The sequence below is a fragment of the Porphyromonas sp. KLE 1280 genome (genome assembly GCF_000700805.1).
Lineage (GTDB): Bacteria > Bacteroidota > Bacteroidia > Bacteroidales > Porphyromonadaceae > Porphyromonas > Porphyromonas pasteri.
Genome location: NZ_KL362963.1, coordinates 298405 through 322140, shown reverse-complemented (window position 1 = coordinate 322140; position 23736 = coordinate 298405). Strand labels below are relative to the sequence as shown.

17 protein-coding genes and 2 tRNA genes are annotated in these 23736 nt (G+C 57.0%); 13 read left to right on the top strand and 6 right to left on the bottom strand.

Annotated elements, in window-relative coordinates; genetic code table 11:
• Positions 1–684 precede the first annotated feature (684 nt).
• The 11 genes from HMPREF1121_RS05010 to HMPREF1121_RS04965 all read left to right on the top strand — a co-directional run bounded on the left by HMPREF1121_RS05010 (position 685) and on the right by HMPREF1121_RS04965 (position 14634).
• Positions 685–1980 carry a histidine-type phosphatase gene (locus HMPREF1121_RS05010; RefSeq protein WP_044115069.1) on the top strand — a complete coding sequence of 432 codons (1296 nt, stop codon included), beginning with the start codon at positions 685–687 and terminating at the stop codon, positions 1978–1980.
• Between the two features lie 39 nt (positions 1981–2019).
• Positions 2020–3192 carry a porin gene (locus HMPREF1121_RS05005; RefSeq protein ID WP_044115067.1) on the top strand — a complete coding sequence of 391 codons (1173 nt, stop codon included), beginning with the start codon at positions 2020–2022 and terminating at the stop codon, positions 3190–3192.
• A 386-nt stretch (positions 3193–3578) separates the two neighbouring features.
• Positions 3579–4040, top strand: a complete 462-nt coding sequence (locus HMPREF1121_RS05000; protein WP_156795182.1) for a phospholipase — start codon at positions 3579–3581, stop codon at positions 4038–4040.
• Positions 4041–4066: 26 nt separating this feature from the next.
• Positions 4067–4897: a metal ABC transporter permease gene (locus tag HMPREF1121_RS04995; protein WP_044115066.1), complete on the top strand. Its 831-nt coding sequence runs from the start codon at positions 4067–4069 to the stop codon at positions 4895–4897.
• Complete coding sequence (locus HMPREF1121_RS04990) at positions 4849–7536, top strand: type IX secretion system periplasmic lipoprotein PorW/SprE (RefSeq protein ID WP_044115065.1); 2688 nt, start codon at positions 4849–4851, stop codon at positions 7534–7536. The genes HMPREF1121_RS04995 and HMPREF1121_RS04990 overlap by 49 nt, the downstream gene beginning before the upstream one ends.
• 388 nt (positions 7537–7924) lie before the next feature.
• A complete protein-coding gene (locus tag HMPREF1121_RS04985; protein WP_198019161.1) occupies positions 7925–10492 on the top strand; it encodes a KAP family P-loop NTPase fold protein in 2568 nt (855 codons plus the stop codon).
• A 120-nt stretch (positions 10493–10612) separates the two neighbouring features.
• Positions 10613–11065: an NfeD family protein gene (locus HMPREF1121_RS04980; protein WP_044115062.1), complete on the top strand. Its 453-nt coding sequence runs from the start codon at positions 10613–10615 to the stop codon at positions 11063–11065.
• Between the two features lie 24 nt (positions 11066–11089).
• Complete coding sequence (locus tag HMPREF1121_RS04975) at positions 11090–12067, top strand: SPFH domain-containing protein (protein WP_198019160.1); 978 nt, start codon at positions 11090–11092, stop codon at positions 12065–12067.
• A 127-nt stretch (positions 12068–12194) separates the two neighbouring features.
• Positions 12195–12323 carry a hypothetical protein gene (locus HMPREF1121_RS08890; protein ID WP_255327144.1) on the top strand — a complete coding sequence of 43 codons (129 nt, stop codon included), beginning with the start codon at positions 12195–12197 and terminating at the stop codon, positions 12321–12323.
• A gap of 39 nt (positions 12324–12362) precedes the next feature.
• Entirely contained in the window at positions 12363–13031 is a 669-nt protein-coding gene (rpe, locus tag HMPREF1121_RS04970) for a ribulose-phosphate 3-epimerase (RefSeq protein WP_044115060.1), read from the top strand.
• A complete protein-coding gene (locus HMPREF1121_RS04965; RefSeq protein WP_084151963.1) occupies positions 12979–14634 on the top strand; it encodes a ComEC/Rec2 family competence protein in 1656 nt (551 codons plus the stop codon). Before rpe ends, HMPREF1121_RS04965 begins: the two co-directional genes overlap by 53 nt.
• Before the next feature lie 74 nt (positions 14635–14708).
• On the opposite strand, the gene HMPREF1121_RS04960 is transcribed toward HMPREF1121_RS04965, so the two are convergent.
• Positions 14709–16442, bottom strand: coding sequence for a phosphoenolpyruvate carboxykinase (locus HMPREF1121_RS04960; RefSeq protein ID WP_044115058.1), 1734 nt, complete (start codon positions 16440–16442; stop codon positions 14709–14711).
• 1399 nt (positions 16443–17841) lie between these two features.
• Here HMPREF1121_RS04960 and HMPREF1121_RS04955 point away from each other — a divergent pair.
• Positions 17842–17916, top strand: a tRNA-Val gene (locus tag HMPREF1121_RS04955).
• Positions 17917–17963: 47 nt separating this feature from the next.
• Positions 17964–18038: transfer RNA gene (locus HMPREF1121_RS04950), tRNA-Val, on the top strand.
• Positions 18039–18257: 219 nt separating this feature from the next.
• On the opposite strand, the gene HMPREF1121_RS04945 is transcribed toward HMPREF1121_RS04950, so the two are convergent.
• From HMPREF1121_RS04945 to HMPREF1121_RS04925, 5 genes are all read right to left on the bottom strand, one after another.
• Positions 18258–18803, bottom strand: coding sequence for an OmpH/Skp family outer membrane protein (locus tag HMPREF1121_RS04945; RefSeq protein ID WP_044115057.1), 546 nt, complete (start codon positions 18801–18803; stop codon positions 18258–18260).
• A 41-nt stretch (positions 18804–18844) separates the two neighbouring features.
• On the bottom strand, positions 18845–19357 hold the full coding sequence (locus tag HMPREF1121_RS04940; RefSeq protein WP_044115055.1) for an OmpH/Skp family outer membrane protein: 513 nt from the start codon (positions 19355–19357) through the stop codon (positions 18845–18847).
• Positions 19358–19433: 76 nt separating this feature from the next.
• Positions 19434–22154, bottom strand: coding sequence for a BamA/OMP85 family outer membrane protein (locus HMPREF1121_RS04935; RefSeq protein WP_052353601.1), 2721 nt, complete (start codon positions 22152–22154; stop codon positions 19434–19436).
• 41 nt (positions 22155–22195) lie between these two features.
• Entirely contained in the window at positions 22196–22951 is a 756-nt protein-coding gene (locus tag HMPREF1121_RS04930) for an isoprenyl transferase (protein ID WP_044115053.1), read from the bottom strand.
• 79 nt (positions 22952–23030) lie between these two features.
• Positions 23031–23723, bottom strand: a complete 693-nt coding sequence (locus tag HMPREF1121_RS04925; RefSeq protein ID WP_156946052.1) for a DUF6089 family protein — start codon at positions 23721–23723, stop codon at positions 23031–23033.
• Between the last annotated feature and the right edge of the window lie 13 nt (positions 23724–23736).

Here is a 23736-nt window from a genome sequence, read left to right as displayed (position 1 = left end):
GCCCTCAGATCCTCCTCTGAAGAGCGTGCAAATATAGAAATATTCTCAAACTACGGAGGGTGGATTTTATTAAGATTTTAAGAAAGCAGCTGACTTTCTCTGTGAAACTTATGAAAACCCTCCCATTTCACACCCCCATCCTCTACCCATAGGCTCCTCAGAGGAGGCGTCTTCATGGCATCAAGAAAGGCTGTGCGCCCTTAGCAAGAGCGCTGATCCTTATACGCTATCCCCATACAAATAGTATATACTCATACAGCCGCCTCCGCAAAGCCCGTATCCAGGGGGCTTTGCGACCAGTACTGGTCACTCATCCGACCAGTACTACTTCGCGCGGTGACCAGTACTGCTTACTATTGGTGACCAGTACTGGTTCGATCGCTGACCAGTACTGGTCGCAATCACCCTCCTCCGAAGCTTCTCACAACTACCTATATATAAGAGCGATACCCCGATCTGATTTAGGCACATCACTCGCCCAAAAGAGACTTAAAGATAGCGAGAGAACAGCCATACATATTTTAAAAACAAGGGCATTCCAAATACAGAAAGGTCAAATATCACTATATTTGTCAAGTCTCGATTTAGGAAGGGGAAGATCTATTTCCCTGCCCACTTAGACAGAGCTACTACAGGTGCATTCGGTCACATCCTCGCGAAGAGGACTTATTTATATCATATCGTATGAGACAGTTCAAACACTCAGTGGCGCTACTTTTGCTACTCGCGGTCGCGCCCTCCCTCTTTGCTCAGAAGCAGAGAAGTCAAGAATTCAAGGACAAGTACACGCTCTCTGAGGCGGTCATCTTGAGCCGTCACAACATCCGCGCCCCACTCTCCACCAAGGGAAGCCTTCTCGAGAAGGTCACCATGCACCCCTGGTTCGCATGGACTGCTGGCGCAAGCGAACTCACCTCACGAGGTGGCGCACTGGAAAATCAGTTCGGCCTCTACTTCCGTAAATGGGCCGTCGATGCAGGCCTATTCAAGGAAAACGCAAACCCCACAAAAGACGAAGTAAACATCTACGCTAATAGCATGCAGCGCTGTATCGCCACTGCACGCTACTTCACCACCGCCTTCCTCCCCGTAGCAGACATCCAGGTCAACCACCGCTACGTCCCCAGTAAGATGGACCCCGTCTTCTTCCCCCGTCTGACGAAGATCAGCGAGTCCTTCAAGAAGGAAGCCCTCAAGCAAATCGCAGCTATGGGCGGTAAGCGCGGCATCCGCGGTATCAACGAGGACCTCAAGAAGGCCTACGAGATCACGGCCTCGACCCTCGACCTCAAGGACTCCCCCGCCTGCAAGGAAGGTAAGCTCTGCGCCTTCGACAACTACAACACCGAGATCCTCCTCGAGCGTGGCGAAGAGCCTCGCATGAAGGGCTCACTCAAAGACGCTAACACCTGCTCCGACGCCTTCATCCTCCAGTACTATGAAGAGCCCGATGCCAAGAAGGCTGCCTTCGGTCATGACCTCTCGCTCGAGGACTGGACGCAGATCGCACGTATCAAGGACGTCTACGGTGATGTGCTCTTCGCTGCACCCATCGTCGCTGTCAACGTCGCTCACCCTCTCCTTACTTATATGTATGATGAGCTGAACGCCAAGGGCCGTAAGTTCTCCTTCCTCTGCGGGCACGACTCCAACATCGCTTCCGTCACGGCAGCCCTCGACGTAGAGCCCTACGAGCTCCCCAACTCCATCGAGAAGAAGACGCCTATCGGTAGCAAGGTCGTCATCGAGAAGTTCGAAGGCAAGGACGGCAAGCTCTACTGCGACATCAACATCGTCTACCAGACGACCAAGCAGCTCCGTGGCATCGAGCAGCTCAACCTGCAGAATCCCCCGATGGTCTACCCGCTCCAGCTCAAGGGTCTCAAGCGCAACGCTGACGGTCTCTACCTGATGAGCGATGTCAACGCCCGCTTCCTCCAGGCTATCCGCGCCTACGACAAGATCGAGGACAGCCTCTAAGCCCTACTCTATTTATCCTAAGCAAGAAGTTACTAACACATGAATATCAAGCATAGTCTTCTCATCGCAGTCACTTCGCTCTCTGCCCTGACTGCGGCAAATGCACAGGAGAAAGTCGAGGTCAAGGTCACGGGTCGTGCCCTCTTCGACGCTGCGACCTACTCGCAGAATGATGCCGCCAAGACGCAGGATGGCACGATGAACGATGGGATCGGTATCCGCGATATGCGTATCGGCTTCAAGGCGTACTACGGCGACAACTGGTACTTCCGTGGAGATGCTTCCTTCACGAACAACAAGGTCTCCCTCAAGGACGTCTACCTGCAGTATAGCTTTAACAAGAATAACTTCATCCGCGCCGGTCACTACACCGTGCCCTTCGGTCTCTCCTCGGCCTACAGCTCTGCCAGCAAGGAGTACCTCGATGAGCCCGAAGCGAACGTCTACCAGCCAGGCCGTCGTATCGGTATCATGCATACCATCTCCAACGACCACATCTGGTGGCAGTATGGTGCCTTCGCTGACAACTCCGCTCTCACCACCAGCACCGACAAGGGCGCACAGGGCTACACCGTAGCGGGCCGCCTCGTCTGGCGCCCCGTGCTGACTGAGGGAGCTGGCTTCCACATCGGCTTCAGCGGTATGCACGTGAAGTCCGAATCGGACCTCAAGGGCGGCTCGCACATCGCCTACGCGAAGAAGTACCTCACGGCCGTCGACAAGCGCAACGCTATGTCGCTCGACCTGACGGACGCCCGCTGGGAGAATAAGTTCACAGCGGAGTTCCAGGGGATCTTCCACAACGTCCAAGTCAGCAGCCAGTACTACTGGTCGCACGTGAACCGCGTCGGGGGCAATGCCTACGACACCAAGGGCTTCTATGTCTCTGCCCGTGGGATGATCATCAACCCCGTAGACTATAAGTACAACTACGTCACCTCGGGGGTCGACTCTCCTAACTCCGGCAACCTCGAGCTCATGGTCGGCTACGGCTTCCTCGACCTCACCGACAACAATGCGCTGACGAACTCAAACATCGCAGGCATGGCTGGTGCAGGTAAGATGACCGACTACAGCGCTGGCCTCTCCTACTACTGGAATAAGTACGTCGCACTGCGTCTGAACTACCACCACATGCAGGTCAAGCAGTGGGGCCAGTCCGACACGAAGAAGGTCAACGCACTGCAGCTCCGCGTACAGTATATGTTCTAAGTGCGTAGCTGACTACACACGATACCGCAGCGGGGCGGGGCAACGACTCAGTTGCTCCGCCCCGCTCTCTTTCTCTCCACATAGGAGCATAGCCCCCATCTACAGGGCTTTACGCCAAGCTCTCATCAGCTATGGAGTCTGCATTGGCGTGAAGACGATTCTGCGACCTATATTGGTCAGCGGGCGAACCTATATTGGTCGCGACGACGACCTATATAGGTCGCAGCGTCATTCTATATAGGTCAGCCCACCGACCAATATAGGTTCATACACCCTTCCTCACGGAGAGGCTCAGTCCTCACGAATGAACTATCTTTGCATAGATATACTTATGCTTAAGCATAGTTTACTCACGAATAGATTTGATTTAACTCTCAATGGGAAGTATCCTCGTCATAGTCATCGCTCTCGCCGTCCTCGGCGCCATCGCTGCTCTCGCAGCCACCATACAGTCGTACCTCAAGGCCCGACGCATCGCCCGTGGCGAGGTCATCGAGCCCGAGCCTCAGGAGCTACCCCACGGAGAGGGCTGCTGTGGCAACCACCTGACCTGCGAGACCGATAGCCTGCTGGCTGCCGTCAGCAAGCGTATCGAGTACTTCGATGACGAGGAGCTGGACCGCTTCAAGGGTCGTAGTGCCAGCGCCTACAAGGAGAGCGAAGTCGAGGAGTTCCGCGACGTCCTCCTCACGCTCGATGCCGACGAAGTGCCCGCCTGGGTGCGTAGCCTCCAGCTGCGTGGCGTCGAGTTCCCCGAGACGCTCCGCCCCGAGCTCTACCTCATCGTCGGGGAGAACCGCGACTACCACGCCATCGTCGGCCGTCACGAGCCCAGCCCCGCAGCCTAAGTCCCCAGCGCACCGACCTCGACACCATGCCGAGTATCTTCGCCTATCAGTTCTTCCAAAACGCCCTTGCGGCGTCCCTCCTTACCGCCATCGTCTGCGGTATCGTGGGGGCATATATCGTCGTGCGACGCATCGTCTTCGTCAGTGGCGGTATCACGCACGCCTCCTTCGGTGGGATAGGACTCGGCATCTACCTCGGCATCAATCCCATCCTCTCTGCTGCGGGTGCAGCCATCCTCGCCGCCTTCTCTATCGGCAAGCTCAGCCGTACCGAAGGCATCCGTGAGGACTCCGCCATCGCCAGCATCTGGGCACTCGGCATGGCCCTCGGCGTGCTCTTCATGACGCTCACCCCTGGCTACGCCACCAGCCTCCCCGCCTATCTCTTCGGGAATATCCTACTGGTCACGGCGGGCGACCTCATCGCCCTCGCCCTCCTTGCCGTCCTCTTGATAGCGCTCTTCAGCGTCGGCTACCGACAGATACTCTATACCGCCTTTGACCGCGACTTCGCCCGTGTGCGTGGCATGAATGTCGGGCTGTGGGAGCGCGGACTACTCATCCTCGTCGCCGTGAGCCTCGTGCTGACGATCCGCTCGGTGGGTATCATGCTCCTCCTCTCCCTCCTGACCCTTCCCCAGACGACTATCGGGCTCTTCACGGCGGACTTCCGCAAGATCATCTACGGCTCCATCGTCCTCTGCCTCATCGCCAACGTCGGCGGCCTACTCCTAAGCTATTACCTCATCAGCGTCCCCTCAGGTGTGCTGATCATCCTCCTGCTCTTCCTCTTCCTTGCCCTCGGCAAATGTCTCAGCGCCATCACACGACGCAGGGCCCAGCACGCCCGAGGCTAAGCCCCCGCGCACTCGGCTCCCTTCTCCTTCTCCTTGCGCTCCTCGGGGCATGCTCCCGACGCGTGAATACCGCGAGCTCCCGCACGTGGCAGGCCTTCGTCACGCGCTACAACGTCCTCTACAATGCTCGCGAGGCGTACCAGACCACCTACCAGACCGCACTCGATGGCACGACCGACGACTATACGCTCCGTCTGCCGGTCGACCCCGTCCTCGCTCGCGCCACGACACCCGGCGCTGCCCCCCGCTTCTCCCGCACCATAGAGAAGGCCACCAAAGCCATCGAAGAGCATAGCATCTCCCGCAAGCCCACTCGCCCTGCCCACTGGAGGCAAGACCCTCGTGCCGTACGTATGCAGGAGAAGACTGAGTACAATCCCGCCCTCGCCGAGGCGTGGCTCCTCATCGCCCGCAGTCAGCTCTATGGCGGTGATCTCCCCGCAGCACACACCACCCTCACCGACATCCTCCGACGCTACGCTACCGAGCCCGAGGTCGGCGACGTCGTCCGCCTCTACCTCTGCCGTCTCTACACCCTGCGTGGCGAGCTCTTCGATGCCGAGGAGGAGCTGCAGCACGCCACCCGTCATGAGGGAGAAGTCCTCCGCCAAGCACCCCTACTCTACCATACCGCAGCGGCCGAACTTGCTCTTGCCCGTGGAGAAGACTCCACCGCCCTCACGCACCTCACCGTCCTTGCTCGCTCGGAGAAGACCGCCCTACAGCGTGCCCGCCTCTCCTTCTTCATCGGGCAGATCCTCGAAGCTCAGGGCGCGCGAGAGGCCGCAAAGGCGGCTTTTGCCCGTGCGGAGCGCACAAGCCCCCAGCCTGCCCTTGAGCTCGCCGCCCAGCTCCGCACGCTTGCCCTCACCACCGAGAGCGAGGCGGGTATCCATCGCCTGCAGCGTTTGGCACGTCTACGCCGCTATGCCCCCCACCGCTCCGCCATCTACCTCGCTCTGGCCGAAGCGCTCCTTGCCTCCGACCAGCGCGAAGCCGCCCGCACCGCCCTACGGCAGAGCATCGACTCGGCACAGACCTTGCACGGCGCCGCTACCGAAGCCTACACCCGCTTAGGCCTGCTGGAGCTCGAAGATCAGCACTACGTAGAGGCTGCCGAAGCCCTCGAGAAGGCCTTCCCCTTCCTCCAGCGCCAGCACCCCCACTACGCTACGGTGGAGCGACTCCTGCCCGGACTTCGCCTCCTCGCCCCCCACGCACGCACCGCCCATCGTGCCGACAGCCTCCTTCGCCTTGCCGCTCTCCCCACCGACCAGCTGGAGCGCCACATCGATAGCCTCATCGCTCGTGCCGAAGCCTCGGGGGAGAAGGCGCACGATCTCGGTGATGCCGTTCGCTCGCCCTTCGACGAACCGACCACGACCTCACGAAGCACCTCCGCGGGCTTCTACTTCGACGACCCTCAGCAGATCGCTCTCGGCCGTATCGCCTTCCGCCAGCGCTGGGGGAGCCGTCCACTCACCGACGACTGGAACCGCAGTCTGCGCGCCCTCGATGCCGCACTCGTAGCCCCCACTACTACCGAGGAGACAGGCGCCTCCGATGCCACTTCACCCGATAGAGGCCGAAGCCGTGAAGCCTACCTCCGTGCCCTTCCCCTCACCCCCAAGGCACGCAAAGCGCTGACGGACACCCTCGCCAGCGCCCTCTTCCGTATGGCATCCGTCCTCGACGACCCGCTCCAGCGCCTCGATGAGGTGGGCGCCCTCTACACGTGCCTCCTCAGGGACTTCCCCCACTTCGCCGAGCGGGAAGAAGTCGCCTACCGTCAGATCCTCCTCGCCCTCCGGCAGGGTCGTGATGCCAAGGCCGAAGGCTTACGCAGGGAATACCTACGCCTCTTCCCCAACTCTCCCCGTGCGAAGCTCCTCCATTCTCCCGAGCTCAGACACTCCCTCCAAAGGCTTGCCAACCGCTCCACCGAGCTGTATGATGCCGCCTACGAAGCCTACCGCACGGGCGATGTCAGCCGTACTCGCGAGTACCTCACCGAGCTGGACACCCTCCCCTATCACGACGAAGACCTGCGCCCGAAGGCACTCCTCCTCACCGCCCTCACCGAGGCGCAGGCAGGACAAGAGGCCCAGCTACGCAAGCGCCTGGAGGACTTCGTCCAGCGCTATCCCGAGACCCCGCTGATGCCCTACGCGTCGAGCCTGCTCGCCGCCCTACGCGCGGGACGCACCCTCACCACTCCGCCCCTCCTCACTCGCCCCGTGACGGGTAGCACCGAGGGGATAAGCGAGACCGAAGGGCCTGCCACGACCTTCGCCCCAACCACAGCGGGAGAAGTCGTCAGCCTCGTGCTCCTCTACCCCGAGGGGAGCCTACCGCGCCACGAGGTGTACTTCGCGCTGATGAGCTTCGCCTATTCACACTTCACGCAGTGGACGCTCCAGGTCAGCCCGCTCCCTACGGAGACGGGGCTCAAGGGCTACCTTATCGAAGGCTTCCCCACAGCAAGCGACCTCAAAACCTTCCGTGAGCGCGCTACCTCTGCGACGGGACTCCTTCCCGCCCTCCCCGAAGGCTCGCTCCTCCTTCCCCTCAGTGCGGCCAACCGCCCCCTCCTCACCCGCGAGACCCTCGCCGACTACCGCGCCTTCCTCGGCGAATAATCCCCACCTTTTCCCTCCGCCTCTTCCCCGCCCCCTCACGGTTCGAGGTGGAAGGCCTGCGCCCTCAAAAATCAACCAGTACTGGTCACTCGTCTGACCAGTACTACTTCGCGCAGTGACCAGTACTGCTTCCTATGGGTGACCAGTACTGGTTCGATCGCTGACCAGTACTGGTCGCAATTCCCCTCCTCCACGCCTCCTCCCACCTTGCTCTACAATAAGCACTTACAGCCCCTCTATTTTTCACCTCCCGACCGCCCTTCCGTCCCCCTCTTCCACCGCGAAAGCGAAGAAGCTTCACCTATATCCGGAAAGCTGATAATTCGCTAATTTTACCCCACATAATACCCCTCATCACCCGCCCCTCCAGCAGATAAACCCCATGCCTATGGTATCAAAGTCTACGCCCTCTTCCTCCCCAAAAACAAAGATTAACCAAGTCATAGACAGGCTATTTGCCTACCTCCAGCGCCAGTGGCGGCTCGTTGCCTTAGTTATCCTCTATATCTTCTTTCATCCCACCTTTGAGAGTAAGCTCGTAGCACTCCTACAGTCTTTTGCACCCAGCTGGGGGAGCTTCATCGTATGGTGTGGGATAATTGTGACTGCACTAACCTATACCTATGTCCTTTGTCGGAGGAGATATGTCATTAGTGAAGGTGTGCGTGCTTGGACTGCCGTCCTACTTGTGGGCTGGGCATACTATCGGTTTATTGGAGTCGAAGACTACGTAGCTACTCCAACCCCCATACCAGGGATCTGCTATGTAGATCTCCTCCCTATCTTGGGGAGCTGTGTAGCATTGGCAGCATTGGTAGCGTGGTGGTCACGGAAGTACCCAAAGCATAAGCAAGAAGGGGCAGAAGACTCTATATTAGGGTATGCAGTAGAATGCCCTTGGACCCCAGAGGATGAGGATCTTCTTGGACGAATAGAAGAAGCAAAGAATTTATCTAAAAAGATATTTCAAACGGACACCTCGAACGCTGCATTTACGCTAGGCCTCACAGCTCCTTGGGGATCAGGGAAGACCTCCTTCATGCTAGCTATGCAGCAGTATCTAAGAGAGCACCATCACAAGGAGATAATCCTATTGGACTTCAACCCTTGGATGTACCGCAAGTCGCCCAATCTGACACAGATCTTTTTTGAGGAACTCAGCCGTACGCTAGCCCCCTATAGCTCTGCATTAGCCTCGGGATTTATGCAATATGTTGATTACATCTTGTCTAAAGAAAACAATTCCTGGATACAACTTGGAGCGCGTCTCTTACCTCAAGGCTTCAAAGCAAAGAGTACAAGTGAACAGTACGAGTTCTTGAAGAAAAAGATCTGTAAGCTCGGAAGGAAGATAATGATCTTCATCGATGATGTAGACCGTCTTGATGGAGAAGAGCTAACAGAACTCTTTAGTTTGGTGCGCAATATCTCATCCTTCCCTAACATGAGCTACATCCTTGCTTATGATAAGGAGTATGTTGCCTCCCAGCTACAAAAGAAGTTTGACAAACATACCGACCGCTATATGGAGAAGATCCTGCAGGAGGAATATTCTCTAGCAAAGATCACCCCCGAGCAACTAGAGGAGGCTCTTAGAGAGGGGCTAAAGAGGATTGGATATGGTGACCTTTGGAAAACTATTAAAAGCTCTGGTTTTCAGCTCACCTACCATCTTCCCACACTCCGAATAATTAAGCGGATCTGCAACACCCTATCATCACATCGTAGGGAGCTTGAGGGCAATGTCGCTCTCTTCGACTGGTTCATTATAGAACTGATACGCATCCAATATCCCCGTGTATTTGACCTATTGCGAGTGAACTACAAACGAATCTTCAGGATAGGAGAAGATCGATATGTGCTCGATATACTTGGGAAGGGAGAAGAACAGAGCTCTTCAGCAACAGCCCCCCTACCAGACCATCCACTATATGGCGGGACAATTCACCCCAGCAGATACCTTTCAAAGCATCAGGACAGTCTTCAGATTAAGAATGTAGGTCTAGTAATCGAGCTTATGGGAATGGTGTGGGGAGAAAACCGAAAGGCAGCCCCTTTACAGGCGAATCACAGTGACTACATAGAGAGATACTTTTATGGAACACTTAGAGAATGCGAAATTGACGAGACTGAATTCCGTGAGCATATGAACCTTTCTTTCGAAGAGATAAAGGCCTATATCCAGCAGAAAAGAGCCAGTCAAATTACTGATCTCATCCAGAAAGTAAGAAGAGAACCTGCTGAAAGCCAGGAGAAGGCACAGATCCTGCTACAAGTCCTTCTTTATCTATGTTCAGATCCCAGTCGCTACTTTCACACAAATCAAGTAACAGAAAAGATAGACTCCCTCAAGCAGCAGCTCAAGGAGGCTAATCTCAAATCCATATTCCAAGAGATCTTTGAGCATCCAGATACTAGAGTGGGGGCACTACGCTATCTGAGCTGTATTGCTGGTGATGAAGATAACGTCAACAAGCTCCCATTTACTCAAGACGAGATTGAGGCCATTAAAGAGGCCCTATTCCTACGATATGTTGAGGAATCAAAGCCTCTCGATCTTATCACCTGCTACAACCTCTGGAGGCTAGCGCATATCAACACTGAACCACAATCCAATGTTGGAATGTGCCACCCTAAAATGGACGAGAAGATGAAGCAAATTATAGTGGAGAATATAGAAAGTTTCATTCCTATTTTTATTGAGCAATATCGAGAAGATGAAAGGAGATATAGGCTTCTCTATCCTAAGGCTATTTGGAGTTTGGATGTGGATAGGAGGAACCCTGCGATAGGTTACTTTCCTGAGTTTATCTTTGGTCTAGATGGCGACTCATCTCCCATCATCAGAGAGTTCCAAGAGTTCCTTGGGAAATGGTTGGAAAGCGAGGAAGCTTCAATTACGTTTGAGTTCAAGTACATTACTCCAGCAAATGTCTGGTGGAAGAAATCATCGTGAACGACCTCTAAAGTAAACTGTTCCATCCCTTCCTATCTTTCTCATGGAGGGAGATAGGAATAGTAATAGAGTTTGGCTAACTTTGCTACAACACCTCTCTTACTAAGGACCGAATCGATTATGCCCGAATTCATCTCCCTCCTTCCAGTATGGCAGCTGTGGCTCGTCGCCGCGCTCATACTCTTCGCCCTCGAGGTCATCACGCCAGGCTTCATCTTGGCCTGCTTTGGTGTGGGTGCCCTGCTGGCTATTGTCCCTGCACTCTTCGGCGGAAGCTGGCTCATCCAAGCGATCTTCTTCGGCGTCGGTAGCCTCCTTGCCCTGTGGCTACTGAAGCCCCTGATGGCACGCTGGTTCGCAGCCCGCGACACCAAGACGGGTATGGATGCACTCATCGGCCGCAAGGCCTTCGTGAGCGAAGCCATCAAGGTAGGTGATGGTGGTGGCCGCATCGCTGTCGATGGCGATAGCTGGCGTGCTGTCTCCTCCGTCGCCCACGACCTCCCCGCAGGGAGCGAAGTCCGTATCACTGGCTATACCAGCCTCGTCCTTCAGGTCGAGCCTATTCAATAAATCACCTTCATACTCTTCTCTACCATGCCTATTGAGTTCATTATCCCCATCGTCGTCGGTGTCCTGGCTATCGTCACCATCTACCAGGGGCTGTGCATCGTCCAGCAGTCTCAGACGGTCATCATCGAGCGACTCGGCCGCTACTACCGCACGCTGTCCTCTGGGGTGAACATCATCATCCCCTTCATCGACCGTCCACGTCCTATGCGCTGGCGCTACACGCTGCCAGGAGCCAACGGGCAGACCCTCGTGCGCTTCACCGAGATCACGAATATCGACCTGCGTGAGACCGTCTATGACTTCCCCCGCCAGAGCGTCATCACGAAGGATAACGTCGTCACTGAGATCAACGCGATCCTCTACTTCCAGATCGTAGACCCCATGCGTGCGATGTACGAAATCCAGAACCTCCCCGACGCTATCGAGAAGCTCACCCAGACGAGCCTGCGTAACATCATCGGGGAAATGGACCTGGATGAGACGCTCACCAGCCGCGACACCATCAACAACAAGCTCCGCATCATCCTCGACGAGGCTACGAACAAGTGGGGTGTGAAGGTCAACCGCGTCGAGCTGCAGGATATCAATCCTCCCCGCGACATCCGTGACGCCATGGAGAAGCAGATGCGTGCCGAGCGTGACAAGCGTGCGCAGATCCTCAATGCCGAAGGGCAGAAGGAAGCCACGATCCGTGAGTCCGAAGGGCGTATGCAGCAGGCGATCAACCACGCAGAAGGGGAACGCCAAGCTCAGGTGCTCCACGCTAAGGCCGAGGCCGAGGCCAAGCTCCTCACCGCCGAAGCCGAAGCTCAGGCCATCCGCAAGATTGCTCAGGCTGTCGAAGGCTCAGGCGCCAACCCCGCCCAGTACCTCATCGCTGTCCGCTACCTCGAGACCCTCAAGGAGATGACCTCTGGGCAGGACAACAAGACCGTCTACCTCCCCTACGAAGCCTCTGGCGTACTCTCCTCGCTCGGCGGTATCAAGGAGCTCCTCAAGTAACTCTCTCAGACGTCCATCGGGGGATAATAGACCTCGAGGACACTACGTTATATCTATGCCCTGGGGTACGCCCCAGCGTGGTGCTACCCCAGGGCATCCATTATTCATTCATTATTCCAAACTGCTTATGCAACAAGCCTACCCCCGTACTGACAAAGAAAAACTCAATCTTATTGCCCGTACAGCCTTCGAGCGCACACAGCCTCGGCACCAAGAGACGCTTCGTCAGCTGCGCCTCTTAGCTGCGCTCTTCTAACCCCCCTCCCTTCCCTCACCCCCCTTTCACTCCAGACCCATGAGCAAGAAGCAGGCGATCATATCGCCTTCGCTCCTCTCGGCGAACTTCCTTCGCCTGGAAGAGGACGTGCGCCTCATCAACCAGAGCGAGGCCGACTGGCTCCACATCGACGTCATGGATGGCGTCTTCGTGCCCAATATTTCCTTCGGGTTCCCCATCCTTGAGGCCATCCGCCCCATCATCGAGAAGCCGCTGGATGTGCATCTGATGATCGTAGAGCCGATGAAGTTCGTCCGCGAGCTGGCAGCTCTGAAGGTCGACACGATGAACGTCCACTACGAAGTCAGCCCACACCTGCACCGCTCCATCGGTGCGATCAAGGACGCAGGGATGAAGGCCGCAGTGACCCTCAATCCTCATGTACCTGTAGAGCTCCTCGGCGATGTGCTCGCTGACCTCGATATGGTCCTCCTGATGAGTGTCAACCCCGGCTTCGGCGGTCAGAAGTTCATCCCTCAGACGATCGACAAGGTCCAGCGCCTGCGTCGTATGATCGATGAGCGCGGACTCTCTACCCTCATCGAAGTCGACGGCGGAGTGAACGTCTCGACGGGTGCCGCCCTCGTAGAGGCTGGCGCCGACGTCCTCGTGGCAGGGAGCTACGTCTTCTCGCATGAAGACCCCAAGGCCGCTATCCATAGCCTCAAGGAACTCTCTCGTCCATAGGCTTCGTCTAAGCTACGAGCGGGGACTCGTCGCCTCGGTGGTCACGGCCGTGAGCCGTAGCTACACCACCCTCGCCCTCGGTATCCTCCTCCTCGGCTATCTCTCCACAGAGCTCCTCCCCCATAGAGCGCTGAGCCTCGGCTTGGCCCTCTGTGGCGGAGGAGCTTTCCTTTATGGGGCGCTCGTCTCCTTCGCCGAAGGCACACGCCTCAGCCACTATGTCGCGCAAGTAGGCCGCACCCACGCGCTCCGTCTCGGGCTCACACTCCTACTGCTTCTGGCAGCACGCCTCTACTACACCCACAGCGTCGAGGCAATCACCGAAGTGAGGCTACCACTCCACACGCCCCAGCGTGCCGTCCTCACCGAAGAGGAAGAAGTCCAGGACGCCACGCTCCGCCTGCGCATCCGCCTTTTAGGCGAAGGCCATACCCCCACTGCCCTACTCCAACTCACCTGCAGGTGCCCCGATAGTGCTTCTATTCGGGTGGGCGATACCCTTACCCTCAGCCTTGACAGGCTAAGCTATGTCCGTGAGCTACCCGCCGAGCGGGAGGGCTACGCCCGCTACCTCCTGAGCGAAGGCGTGACCGCCCTTGGTCGTGCCCATATCCTTGCCTACCAGCCGACACCCAGCGCTACACTCCTCCTCCACGCCCCTACATGCTATGCCCGCAGGCTCCGAGATGGACTTACGGCACATATCCGAGCGAGCGCACTCAGCCCCTATGCCCAGCATCTCCTCATCGCGATGGCGCTCGGTGAGAAGCGCCACGATGCACTCGGCAGGGAGGTCAGTGCGAGCTTCGTGCGGGGCGGTGTAGCGCATCTCTTAGCGGTGAGTGGCTTCCACTTAGCCGTCGTCATCGGGGCGCTGACCTTACTTCTACGCTACATACCCTACGTGAGGCGGAGAGACCGACTGCGGTGCGCCCTACTCCTCGCTGCCGCATGGGCCTTCACCCTCCTCACGGGAGCGAGCATCCCTACTCTACGTGCTGCGGGTATGCTCGCGATGTATCTTGGCTTTCGCCTCCTGCGTCGCCCAGCCTGCCTCCTCGAGGTCTTCACCCTGCCCGCCCTCCTCCAGCTCCTCTATGCCCCGACGAGCCTCTTCAGTGCGAGCTTCCTCATGACCTATCTTGCGATCATCAGCATACGTCTCTTCTACCGCCCCATTGAGGGCTTGCTTGGCGAGCTACGCCAACCCCTCCTACGCTATCTGTGGGCGCTCCTTGCGATGACGCTTGCCGTACAGCCCCTCCTCCTACCACTGAGCCTCTATCTCTTCGGTGAGAGTTCGCTGGCCTTCCTCTGGACGACGCTCCTTGTCGTACCACTCTCGGCGCTCCTTATCCCTACGAGCCTCCTCATCTTCCTCCTTCTCCCTCTCATCGGGACGGCACCGAGCGGACTCCTTGCTCCGCTGGAATGGGGCGCAGGGCTGATGCGGGAGGGTGTGGCACTTGCCGAAGGGATCCCTGCACTCATGCTCCACTATCCGCTGGCGCTCGGCGCGCTCCTCCTCTATTACCTTCTCCTTGCCCTTGCCTTCTTCGGCTACCGCCTCTATCGGGAAGAGCTCCCAGCAGTGGCCTACTAATAAAGCATACGCCCCCGCAGACCGACGATGCGTCTGCGGGGGCGTATTGTATATAGGAGATCAGGCGGAGCGCCTTAGTCCTCGTTGATCATGCTGAAGAGCTCTTCGGCAGCGGCGCGAGGGCCAGTCTTCGACAGGCCTTCGACAGCCAGACCGGTGTGCATCTCCCCGACCTTGACGTGGTGCTCGAAGAGTGAGGCGAAGAACTGGCGAATCAGCTGACCGGCCAGCTCCTGCTCCTGCACAGGACCGAAGGGGTTGGCGAAGTACGAGGTGACCAGACCTTGCTCGGTCGTCGTCCCCTTGGCACGACGTGCACCTGCTTCGAAGACCTTGATAGCCTCCTCCATATCGCTGAAGAGGCTGATCTTCTTCTCTACATCCTCGTAGTTATTGGCGTAGAGGAAGTAGTCGACGGGGAAGCCCTTCGAGATCAGCTCGTACGTCGAGATGGGGATGGTCACGCGGGCATTGACCTTATCGGGGTTCGTGTAGATCCCGCGGTCCAGCTGGCTGAAGGCGTAGGTAGGATCGAGGTCGTCGGTGCGGACGAAGGCACCGATCTCCGTACCGTAGGCACGCACCACACCATCATCACCGAGGCGGAGGTAACCCATGTCGTCAAAGATGACGCGCATGTGGCGGATATACTTCTCGTTGAGCGTGCGGAAGGCTTCGAGGCTTTCGCTCTTCCCAGCGCCGCTGTCGCCCATGATGATGATATTTGCCTCACGGCCATTCTTCAGGATGATATTGACCATAGCCCCGTGGATGGGGAGGTTGCCACGGCTCATCTGCTTGAGGTTGTGCAGCGTGAGGAGCATCTTCTTCATGTAGCCGAAGTAGTCGATCTCATCGCAGTAGTTGGCGTAGCCGATGAGGATATCGTTCTTCTTGTCCTTGTAGTAGAAGGTACGCTTCTCATCGTGTCCATCGGGATAGCCGAAGATATAGATCATATCGGGCTTCTTACCGATGTACTCATCTTCCTGCGCCAGCTCGAAGAGGTTGGCCAGCCCAAGGCCGTGGCACATGAAGTCCTTGTGGAAGTAGACGAAGGCCAGGAGATCGCCGACCTTAGCGGGGTATAGGAACCACTCGTCCTCGTTGAGGATCATGTTCGCTACGGGATTCAGCGTATGCTCGCGGAAGATGCCGTCGCGCGTATTCTTCTTCGTGTAGGTGACGTAGGGAGGGTTGATGACGATGGAGTTGATGAAGGGGATCGCAGAGAGGCCCTTATACTCCATGGGGTAGTTCCAAGGGGCATCCATGAGGATAAGCCCAGCGTTGGCCCCAGCGGTCGTCTGGCGGTAGACCTTACTTGCGAAGCCATTGACGACCTCCTTCGTGCGGCGGTAGATCGAGAGGATCAGCTCGTTGAAGAGCTCATAAGCCTGGACGAAGCGGACGTTCTGCACACCATCTCCCTGACGCTGGTTGTGGACGACGGCGATGCGCTCCATACGGCGCCAGTAGTGATAGAGGAGCTCGACGACCTCGAGGAAGAGGTCACGGTCCTTGAAGAAGGGGGCATACTTATTGTTCACCTCGAGGATCTCTTCGACGCTGCAGACGCTCAGTAGGCGGATGACCTCCATGAAGTCACGTATCAGCTCGTCCTCATCGCGGAAGCCCTGGATGAAGGCCTCATAGATGACGGGGTTATCTCTGCGCAGATGGGCGATGAAGGATTCGACGACCCGGCTATAGGCGTAGCTGGTGAGGATCTTACGGCGGTTATCGCAGTACTTCGAGGTAAAGTTGATGATCGCTCTACCACGGTTGAGGGTGAATTCCTGTAACATGTTCTCGATTGGTTTAGAGCGGAGCTACGGCGTGTAGGACCACTACAAATATAGATAAAGTTCCCTAATCAGGGGTTGCTCGTAGGCGCTCCGTAGCGGAGGCTCAGAGAGGGGAGAAAGAGGTGAGATAAGAGGAAGGGGAGCACCACTACGAAGCCCCACAGATAGGGGCTCTGGTCGGTGCAGGATTACGCTCGCTTGTGTAGTACAAACGTACACAGAAGGATGAAGAAATACAAGCCTTTATACCCGCCCAAAGCAAAATACCGAGCAGTAGGTATCTGCCCTCTTACCCGATCCGCTCTCTCACCGAATGATGCGATATGCTGTCTGTCCGCGGCATCTCGTCCCTATCCAGCACTGGGGGATATGCCTCTCCGAAGAGATACACAAGCCCTTCGCTTTATCGCGCGCATTCCTCTTATCCTGCGGAGGGAAAAGTGTCCTTCTCGTGAAGGAAAAAGCATCCTCCCGTAGTGGTTTTCTTCTGTCTATGCACGTAGTCTTAAAGACCAGGCACGTCAATCCAAATATCCACGCACGTAGATATTAGAGCTACGTACGTAGCCCCAACTTATCTGCCCCTCGTCCGCAACTTTTATCCCTACGCGGAGCAACAACCTCATATAGGTGCACCCGCTGACCAATATAGATGCACACCACCCCTTCGGGGAAAGGGGATACCAGCAAGGGGCTTGCTCATATGCAGCCTACGACGTGCGAAGCTGGGCAACATCCTCTGCTTGGCATACCACAGCACCTCTCGCCCCAAGCCACACACTCACAGATCAGCTAAAAGCAGTCGACCGACGGGGCTTCGTAGTGAAGCTTGTTCGTGGGTGTATTCATACATCACAATGAGATTAAGACAATAGGGAGGTGCGCTGGTGATGCCCATGCGAAGGTGAACGGCACGGCTTAGAGGCAATGGCGGAGTGCTCGAAGGGCACGAACTCCTCCCATGGCAAATATTCGCACAAATATAGTGAAAACCAATATCATAGCACCACTCCTTGCGCCCCACCCTGTCCATCAGACCGCCCCCTTCTCAGGCAGAGACGGACGCACCTCCTGCACACAGCACCCTCCTCTCCCCACACCCGCCAGGAGCACATCTTCGTGAGGGTAGAAAAGTGACCAGTACTGGTTACTCCCCGAGCCCTATATAGCTTCGCTCCCGCATACCAAGTACGCCCTTATATATACGGTATAGCAAGCCCCCTCCACCGCTACGATGAACGTAGCGATATCAGGGGAGGGAAATGCCCTGCCCCCGCCAAGCAGCCCCAAAGAGAAGGGGGCTTCCGTGGCGAGGCCAGACGAAAGACTTGGCTCTATCAAAAATAATTCCTAACTTTGCCGAGCAAAAAGGACAGCTCCGTCCTCCTAAACCCTAAGCGGGCCTATAGCTCAGCTGGTTTAGAGCACCTGCCTTACAAGCAGGGGGTCATAGGTTCGAATCCTATTGGGCCCACACCGCCGGGTAATCGGGAAGGAGCATGTCTCAAAGCACAGCACTTAGGGCCTATAGCTCAGCTGGTTTAGAGCACCTGCCTTACAAGCAGGGGGTCATAGGTTCGAATCCTATTGGGCCCACCTAAGGAACATCCAATGATGTGAATCAATCTGCAAGAGCGGCGATCACCGAGAGGCGATCGTCGCTCACTTTTTATCCCCACATGAGGGCGCACTCCTGCACTGCACGCCTTCTCCCCCACCCCATACAAAGAGCAAGCCCCAGGCACTCATCGCGAGTACCTGGGGCTTATTACCGGTCTATCGCCGAAGTGCCGGAGCGATCAGCGACGACGCTGATTACTTGCGGCCGGTAGCCTTAGGAGCGGCAGCAGCTGCAGCCGTAGCCTTGATGCCGAGCGCATCCTTGACAGCCTGCGTCAGGTCGAGAGCGCTGCTACCCATAGCGAGGAGCACACCTGACTCGAAGACGTAAGCGCAGCCGTTGGCTTCACAAACCTTGTTGATAGCCGTGGTGACCTTCGTGCGGATAGGAGCCATGAGCTTTTCCTGCTCCTTCTGGATCTCTTCCTGCATCATCTGATAGCTATTCTGCGTGCGAGACTCCATCTCCTGGAGCTCCTGCTGACGGCGCTTCTTGATGACGTCGGTCATAGAGGCTTCTTCCTTCTGATAAGCTTCGAGCTTCACCTTCAGCTCATCCTGCATACGCTTGATCTCAGAGTCGTACTGCTTAGCGAGATCCTGGATCTTCGTGGTAGCAGCCTTGACATCGGGCAGGGCTTCCATGATGGCGGAGGTGTTGACGACCCCGATCTTCTGCTGAGCGTTAGCAGAGAATGCCAGAGGGAGCATCAGGAGGAGGGAAATGAGGAACTTCTTCATTGTCTTGGGTTATTACGTTTAATTAGTTGATTTGACTATTACTATCGGTCAAGACCGAGGGTCGAGACGACGGCTTCGCTGATATCCAGACCTGGGTCAGCGTAGACGATCTTAGAGGAGGAGCGGTCGATGATGAGCTGGAGGCCACCGCGACGAGCGAGCTCCTTCATAGCGGCCCATACGCGATCCTGAATGGGCTTCATCAGCGACTCGCGCTTCTTGAAGAGCTCCCCTTCGGGACCGAAGTACTTACGCTTGAGCTCATAGGCCTGCTTCTCGAGCGCCACGATAGACTCTTCACGCTGCTTCTTCTGCTGGGCAGAGAGCAGGGCAGCCTCGCTCTGATAAGACTGGTAGGCCTGCTCGGCTTTCTTCTCGTAGCCAGCGACCTCAGCCTGCCACTTCTTCGACAGGTCTTCGATCTGGCGGTTCATCACCGCATACGAGGGGTCTTTCTTGAGGATGTACTCCATATCGACGAGTGCGATCTTCTGGGCCTTGGCAGCTCCGAGAGGGAGCAGGAGCAGGGCCAGAAGGAAAAGAATCTTCTTCATACTGCAATCTTAGGATTTAGTGTGAGACATCACCTTGGCGCGTAGGCTCTACGCACCGAGGCCTTGACTTATGTCACTACAGGTCACGCCCGAGGACAAAGTGGATGTTGCTACCGCCACGCTCGTTATAGCCGTTGGGTCGGTCGAAGCCATAGCCCCAGTCAAGCCCGAGGAGCCCGATCATAGGCATCATCACACGCACACCGACACCAGCCGAGCGCTTGAGGTCGAAGGGATTGTAGCGGCTGATATCCGACCAAGCATTCCCTGCCTCAGCAAAGCCGAGGACCCAAACGGTAGTCGACTGCTCGAAGATCAGCGGATAGCGGAGCTCGAGCGAAGCCTTCATATACGAGTAGGCGTAGTCGTAGTTAGCCCCAGCGATGGAGCCGTTCTTATACCCGCGCAGCCCGATGGTCTCGTTCATATAGTTGCCCATAGAGCCAGACATCATATCACCACCCATGTAGTAGGTACCGAAGGGCGAGCGCTTGTACTTGTTGTAGCTATTGATGATACCGCCCTCGATGCGCGCCATCAAGACGGGAGTACGCTTGACAGTCGTGGGGTTCATGAGCGGCAGGAAGACCTTACCAGAGTACTTCCACTTGTGATACTCCAGGAAGCGGTATCTATCCGAGAGGGGAAGAGACGGATCGGAGTAATCCTTCTTATCGAAGAGCGAGTAGGGGGGCGTGAAGCTGACCGAGAAGGAGAAGTCCGAGCCACGACGCGTATAGACGGGGTTGTCCACGGAGTTGCGGTCGATACGGAGCTCCAGATTGAGGTCATTAGCCGAGCCCTGGTGGTAGTTCTGGAAGGTGTTATACGTCCAGTTATTGAGTCGGTAGTGGGTGAAGTTCAGCGAAGCGGTGAGCTGGAACCAGTTGTCGGGCCAGTTCAGACGGCGACCATTTGCGATGGTCAGACCGAAGATGCTGAGCGACTTATCCGAGTCGTAGGAGTCTTCGTAGAGTGAGCTCTGAGCCTGACGCGTCTGATCGTAGTAGTTGCCATAGCCACCATAGCCGTAGCCACTATAATAGGGATTGTAGTAGCCCGAGCCGTAGTAGTTGCGAGCCTGCCCCGAATAGAAGCGCTGGTTGATCGCCGTCATACGCGAGTAGAAGGCACTTACCGAGAGGAGGTTCGGGCGCTTACCACCAAACCAAGGGTCACTGAAGGAGACGCTGATCTGATTGTAGTAGCGGGCATTCGTCTGACCGTTGATCGAGAGCTTCTGACCGTCCCCCTGAGGGATGATCCCCTTATACATACTGGGGCGGAAGAGGTTCTGGATCGAGAAGTTCGTGAAGGTAAAGCCGATCGACCCGATGATACCCGTCTGGCTCCAACCGATGGAGAGGTTCAGCTGGTCATTGCTCTTAGGCGTGAGGTCGTACTCGATGTCTACCGTACCGCTCTGAGGATTGGGCACAGGCTTAGGCACGGACTTCTCCGCGTCGAAGTGACCGAGCTGATTGAGGATACGGAAGGAGTTCATAAGGTCCTCCTTACTGAAGAGCACACCGGGCTTCGTGTAGAGCTCACGGCGCACGACATCTTCATAGACGATGTCATTACCGCGGATCTTCACCTTATCGATGGTCGCCTGAGGTCCTTCGGTGACACGCACTTCGAGGGAGACAGAGTCGCCCACGATGTTGGTCTCCACGGGATCGACGCCAGCGAAGATATAGCCATTATTATAGTAGAGGTTGCTGACAGCATCCTCATCTACGGAGAGACGGTTCTCGAGGCGCTTCTGGTCGTAGACGTCCCCTGGTCGGATAGCCAGGAGCTGCGAGAGAAGCTCGGAGGGGTACTTCGTGTTCCCGACGAAGCGGATATCCTTGATATAGTACTTCTGCCCTTCGTTGACCTTGAGGTAGATGTCTACCTTGCGGGTACCAGGGACGGGTACGATACTATCGCTCACCAGCTCGGCGTCGCGGTAGCCCGCTGCTTGATAGCGCTTGATGAGGTTCTGCAAGTCCTCCTTGTAGTCCGCGTCGACGAACTTCTTTTGCTTGAAGATCTTCAGCAGTGAAGACAGACCACGGCCACGCGAGAGTGCGAAGCCTTCGTTCGTCTTCCCCATCGCCATACGCAGCTGGTAGTCCGTGAGGGAGCTATTCCCCTCGAAGTAGATGTTACGCACCTTCGTCTTACCGCTGCGGTCGATGTCGAGGGTGAGGTTCACATAGCCAGGCTGGCCAGGAGCCTCGGTTTCCTTGATTGTCATCTTCATCTCGCGGAAGCCCTTCTCATCGTAGTACTTCTTGACGAGCTGGCGGGCACGGTCGAGGGTATTGGGAGAGATGAGCGCCCCCTTCTTCAGGCCCGTGCGCTTCTCGAGCTCCTCACGATCCCCCTTAGAGACACCCGTGAAGGTAGCCTCAGAGAGACGTGGACGCTCGGTCAGGGCGATCTCCAGGAAGACCTTATCCCCCTCGTACTTATTGATGAGGACGCGGACATTGGAGAAGTAACCCGACTGGAGGAAGCGGTTCACCGCAGAGGTCAGTGCGGCCCCTGGGATCTGGATCTCGTCCCCCACATTGAGGCCTGAGAGGCTGCTCAGGACGAAGTCATCATAGCTCGTCGAGCCCGTGATCTTGACCTCAGCGATGGTCTTCGTCACGGGGCGCTCGTAGCTGATGGAGGGCGCGATGACGACCGACGAAGTGGTCTTCGTCGTGTCAGCGGCCAGCTGAGGGGCGGTATGGGGTGCGGCTTCCACTGCACCTGCCGACAGGAGTGCGGCAAGGAGTAGGAGTGCGGGGATTCTCTGCATAGGATCTTATTATCGTCGTACTGGAGTGGCCTTAGCGAAGGCTAATCCTCCAGTTGTATTTGTTCGCTTGTCTTGCCAAAGCGGCGCTCACGTGCCGTGTAAGCCTCGAGGGCTTCACGCAGGGCCTCTCGGCCGAAGTCGGGCCAGTAGACCGAGGAGAAGAAGAGCTCAGCATAGGCGGCCTGCCAAAGCAGGTAGTTGCTGATACGCTCCTCGCCCCCCGTACGGATCAGGAGGTCGGGATCGGGGAAGGCAGCCGTGTCAAGGTGAGCGGAGATAGTCTCCTCGGTAAGGCTGTCTGCCGAGAGGCGACCTTCGGCGACCTCACGGGCTATCTGGGTGGTGGCACGCAGGATCTCGTCGCGCGAGGAATAGCTGAGGGCCACGACGAGCGTGATGCGCTCACAGGCAGCCGTCGCCTGGATACTCTCACGGAGGGCCTGCTGAGCGGCCTCGGGTAGACGACTAAGATTGCCAATGGCCTCCAAACGCACCCCTTCCTCGATGAGGCTTGGGGTCTCGGAGTGAATCGCCGAGACAAGCAGGCTCATCAGGGCATCGACCTCCTCCTGAGGGCGGGACCAATTCTCCGTACTGAAGGCGTAGACCGTCAGATAGCGGATACCGAACTCCGCCGCAGCACGCAGGGTCGCTCTCAGAGCGTCCTGGCCACGGATGTGCCCGTCGGTACGCGGCAGTCCACGCTGCTTGGCCCAGCGGCCGTTCCCATCCATGATGATAGCCACGTGCTCAGGGATGCGGAGCTCCGTGGAGGGCGCAGAGGGCTGGGGGGACATTGTCGTTGACACGTTATTCTTATCGTCTTATTAGGCCAGAGGCTATGCCCCTAACCTTATACAAATATAGCTATATCTTTTAGTCACAGCTGTACCGCCGCTCTGGCGAGAGGCTGTAGTGCACCCCGACGGACCAGTAGCCGTAGCTATCATGGCCCTTGAGGCTACGACCTCCATCGAGTCTAAAGGGGTCAGCCATCCAGCTTACCGAAGGCTCCAGCCCCTCCAGTCGGTCGGAGAACGTACGACGCAGCGACCAGCTTGCCGTGAGCCCCCAGCGCGTACTGAGGCACAGCTTCAGTCCGAGACGGGCATACACACCAGGCAAGAGCTGTAGGCGATGATCACTCATCCCGCCTGCGAGCCCCAAACCTGCCCCGAGGAAGGGCGTCCAAGAGCGCGTGCCGAGGTAGCGCTCGCGTGCGCTGTAGGGGAAGAAGTTGAACTCTCCTCCGAGAGCCAAGTCCAGCAGGGTGCGATGGAACTCACGGCTCCCTACTCCCGATGAGGGGAAGGCATCAGCGGCATAGTCCGCCTTACCACGCAGCCCTCTTAGGGCAAGCTCTCCCATAAGCGCCCAGCGCAGCGACATCGGGCGTCTAAGCTCTAACGCTATCCCCGGCGCTTGTGGTGCTATGAGTCCCCGACGTCCAATATCTCCGAGATAGTAGCTTGAGGAGACGCTCCCTCCCAGTTCGTAGCGATAGTCCTGCGCAGTGAGGCGAGCCGCGAGGCCTACCAAGAGGAGGACTAAGCCGAGCGGGCGGAGCATACGGCCGAGGGGC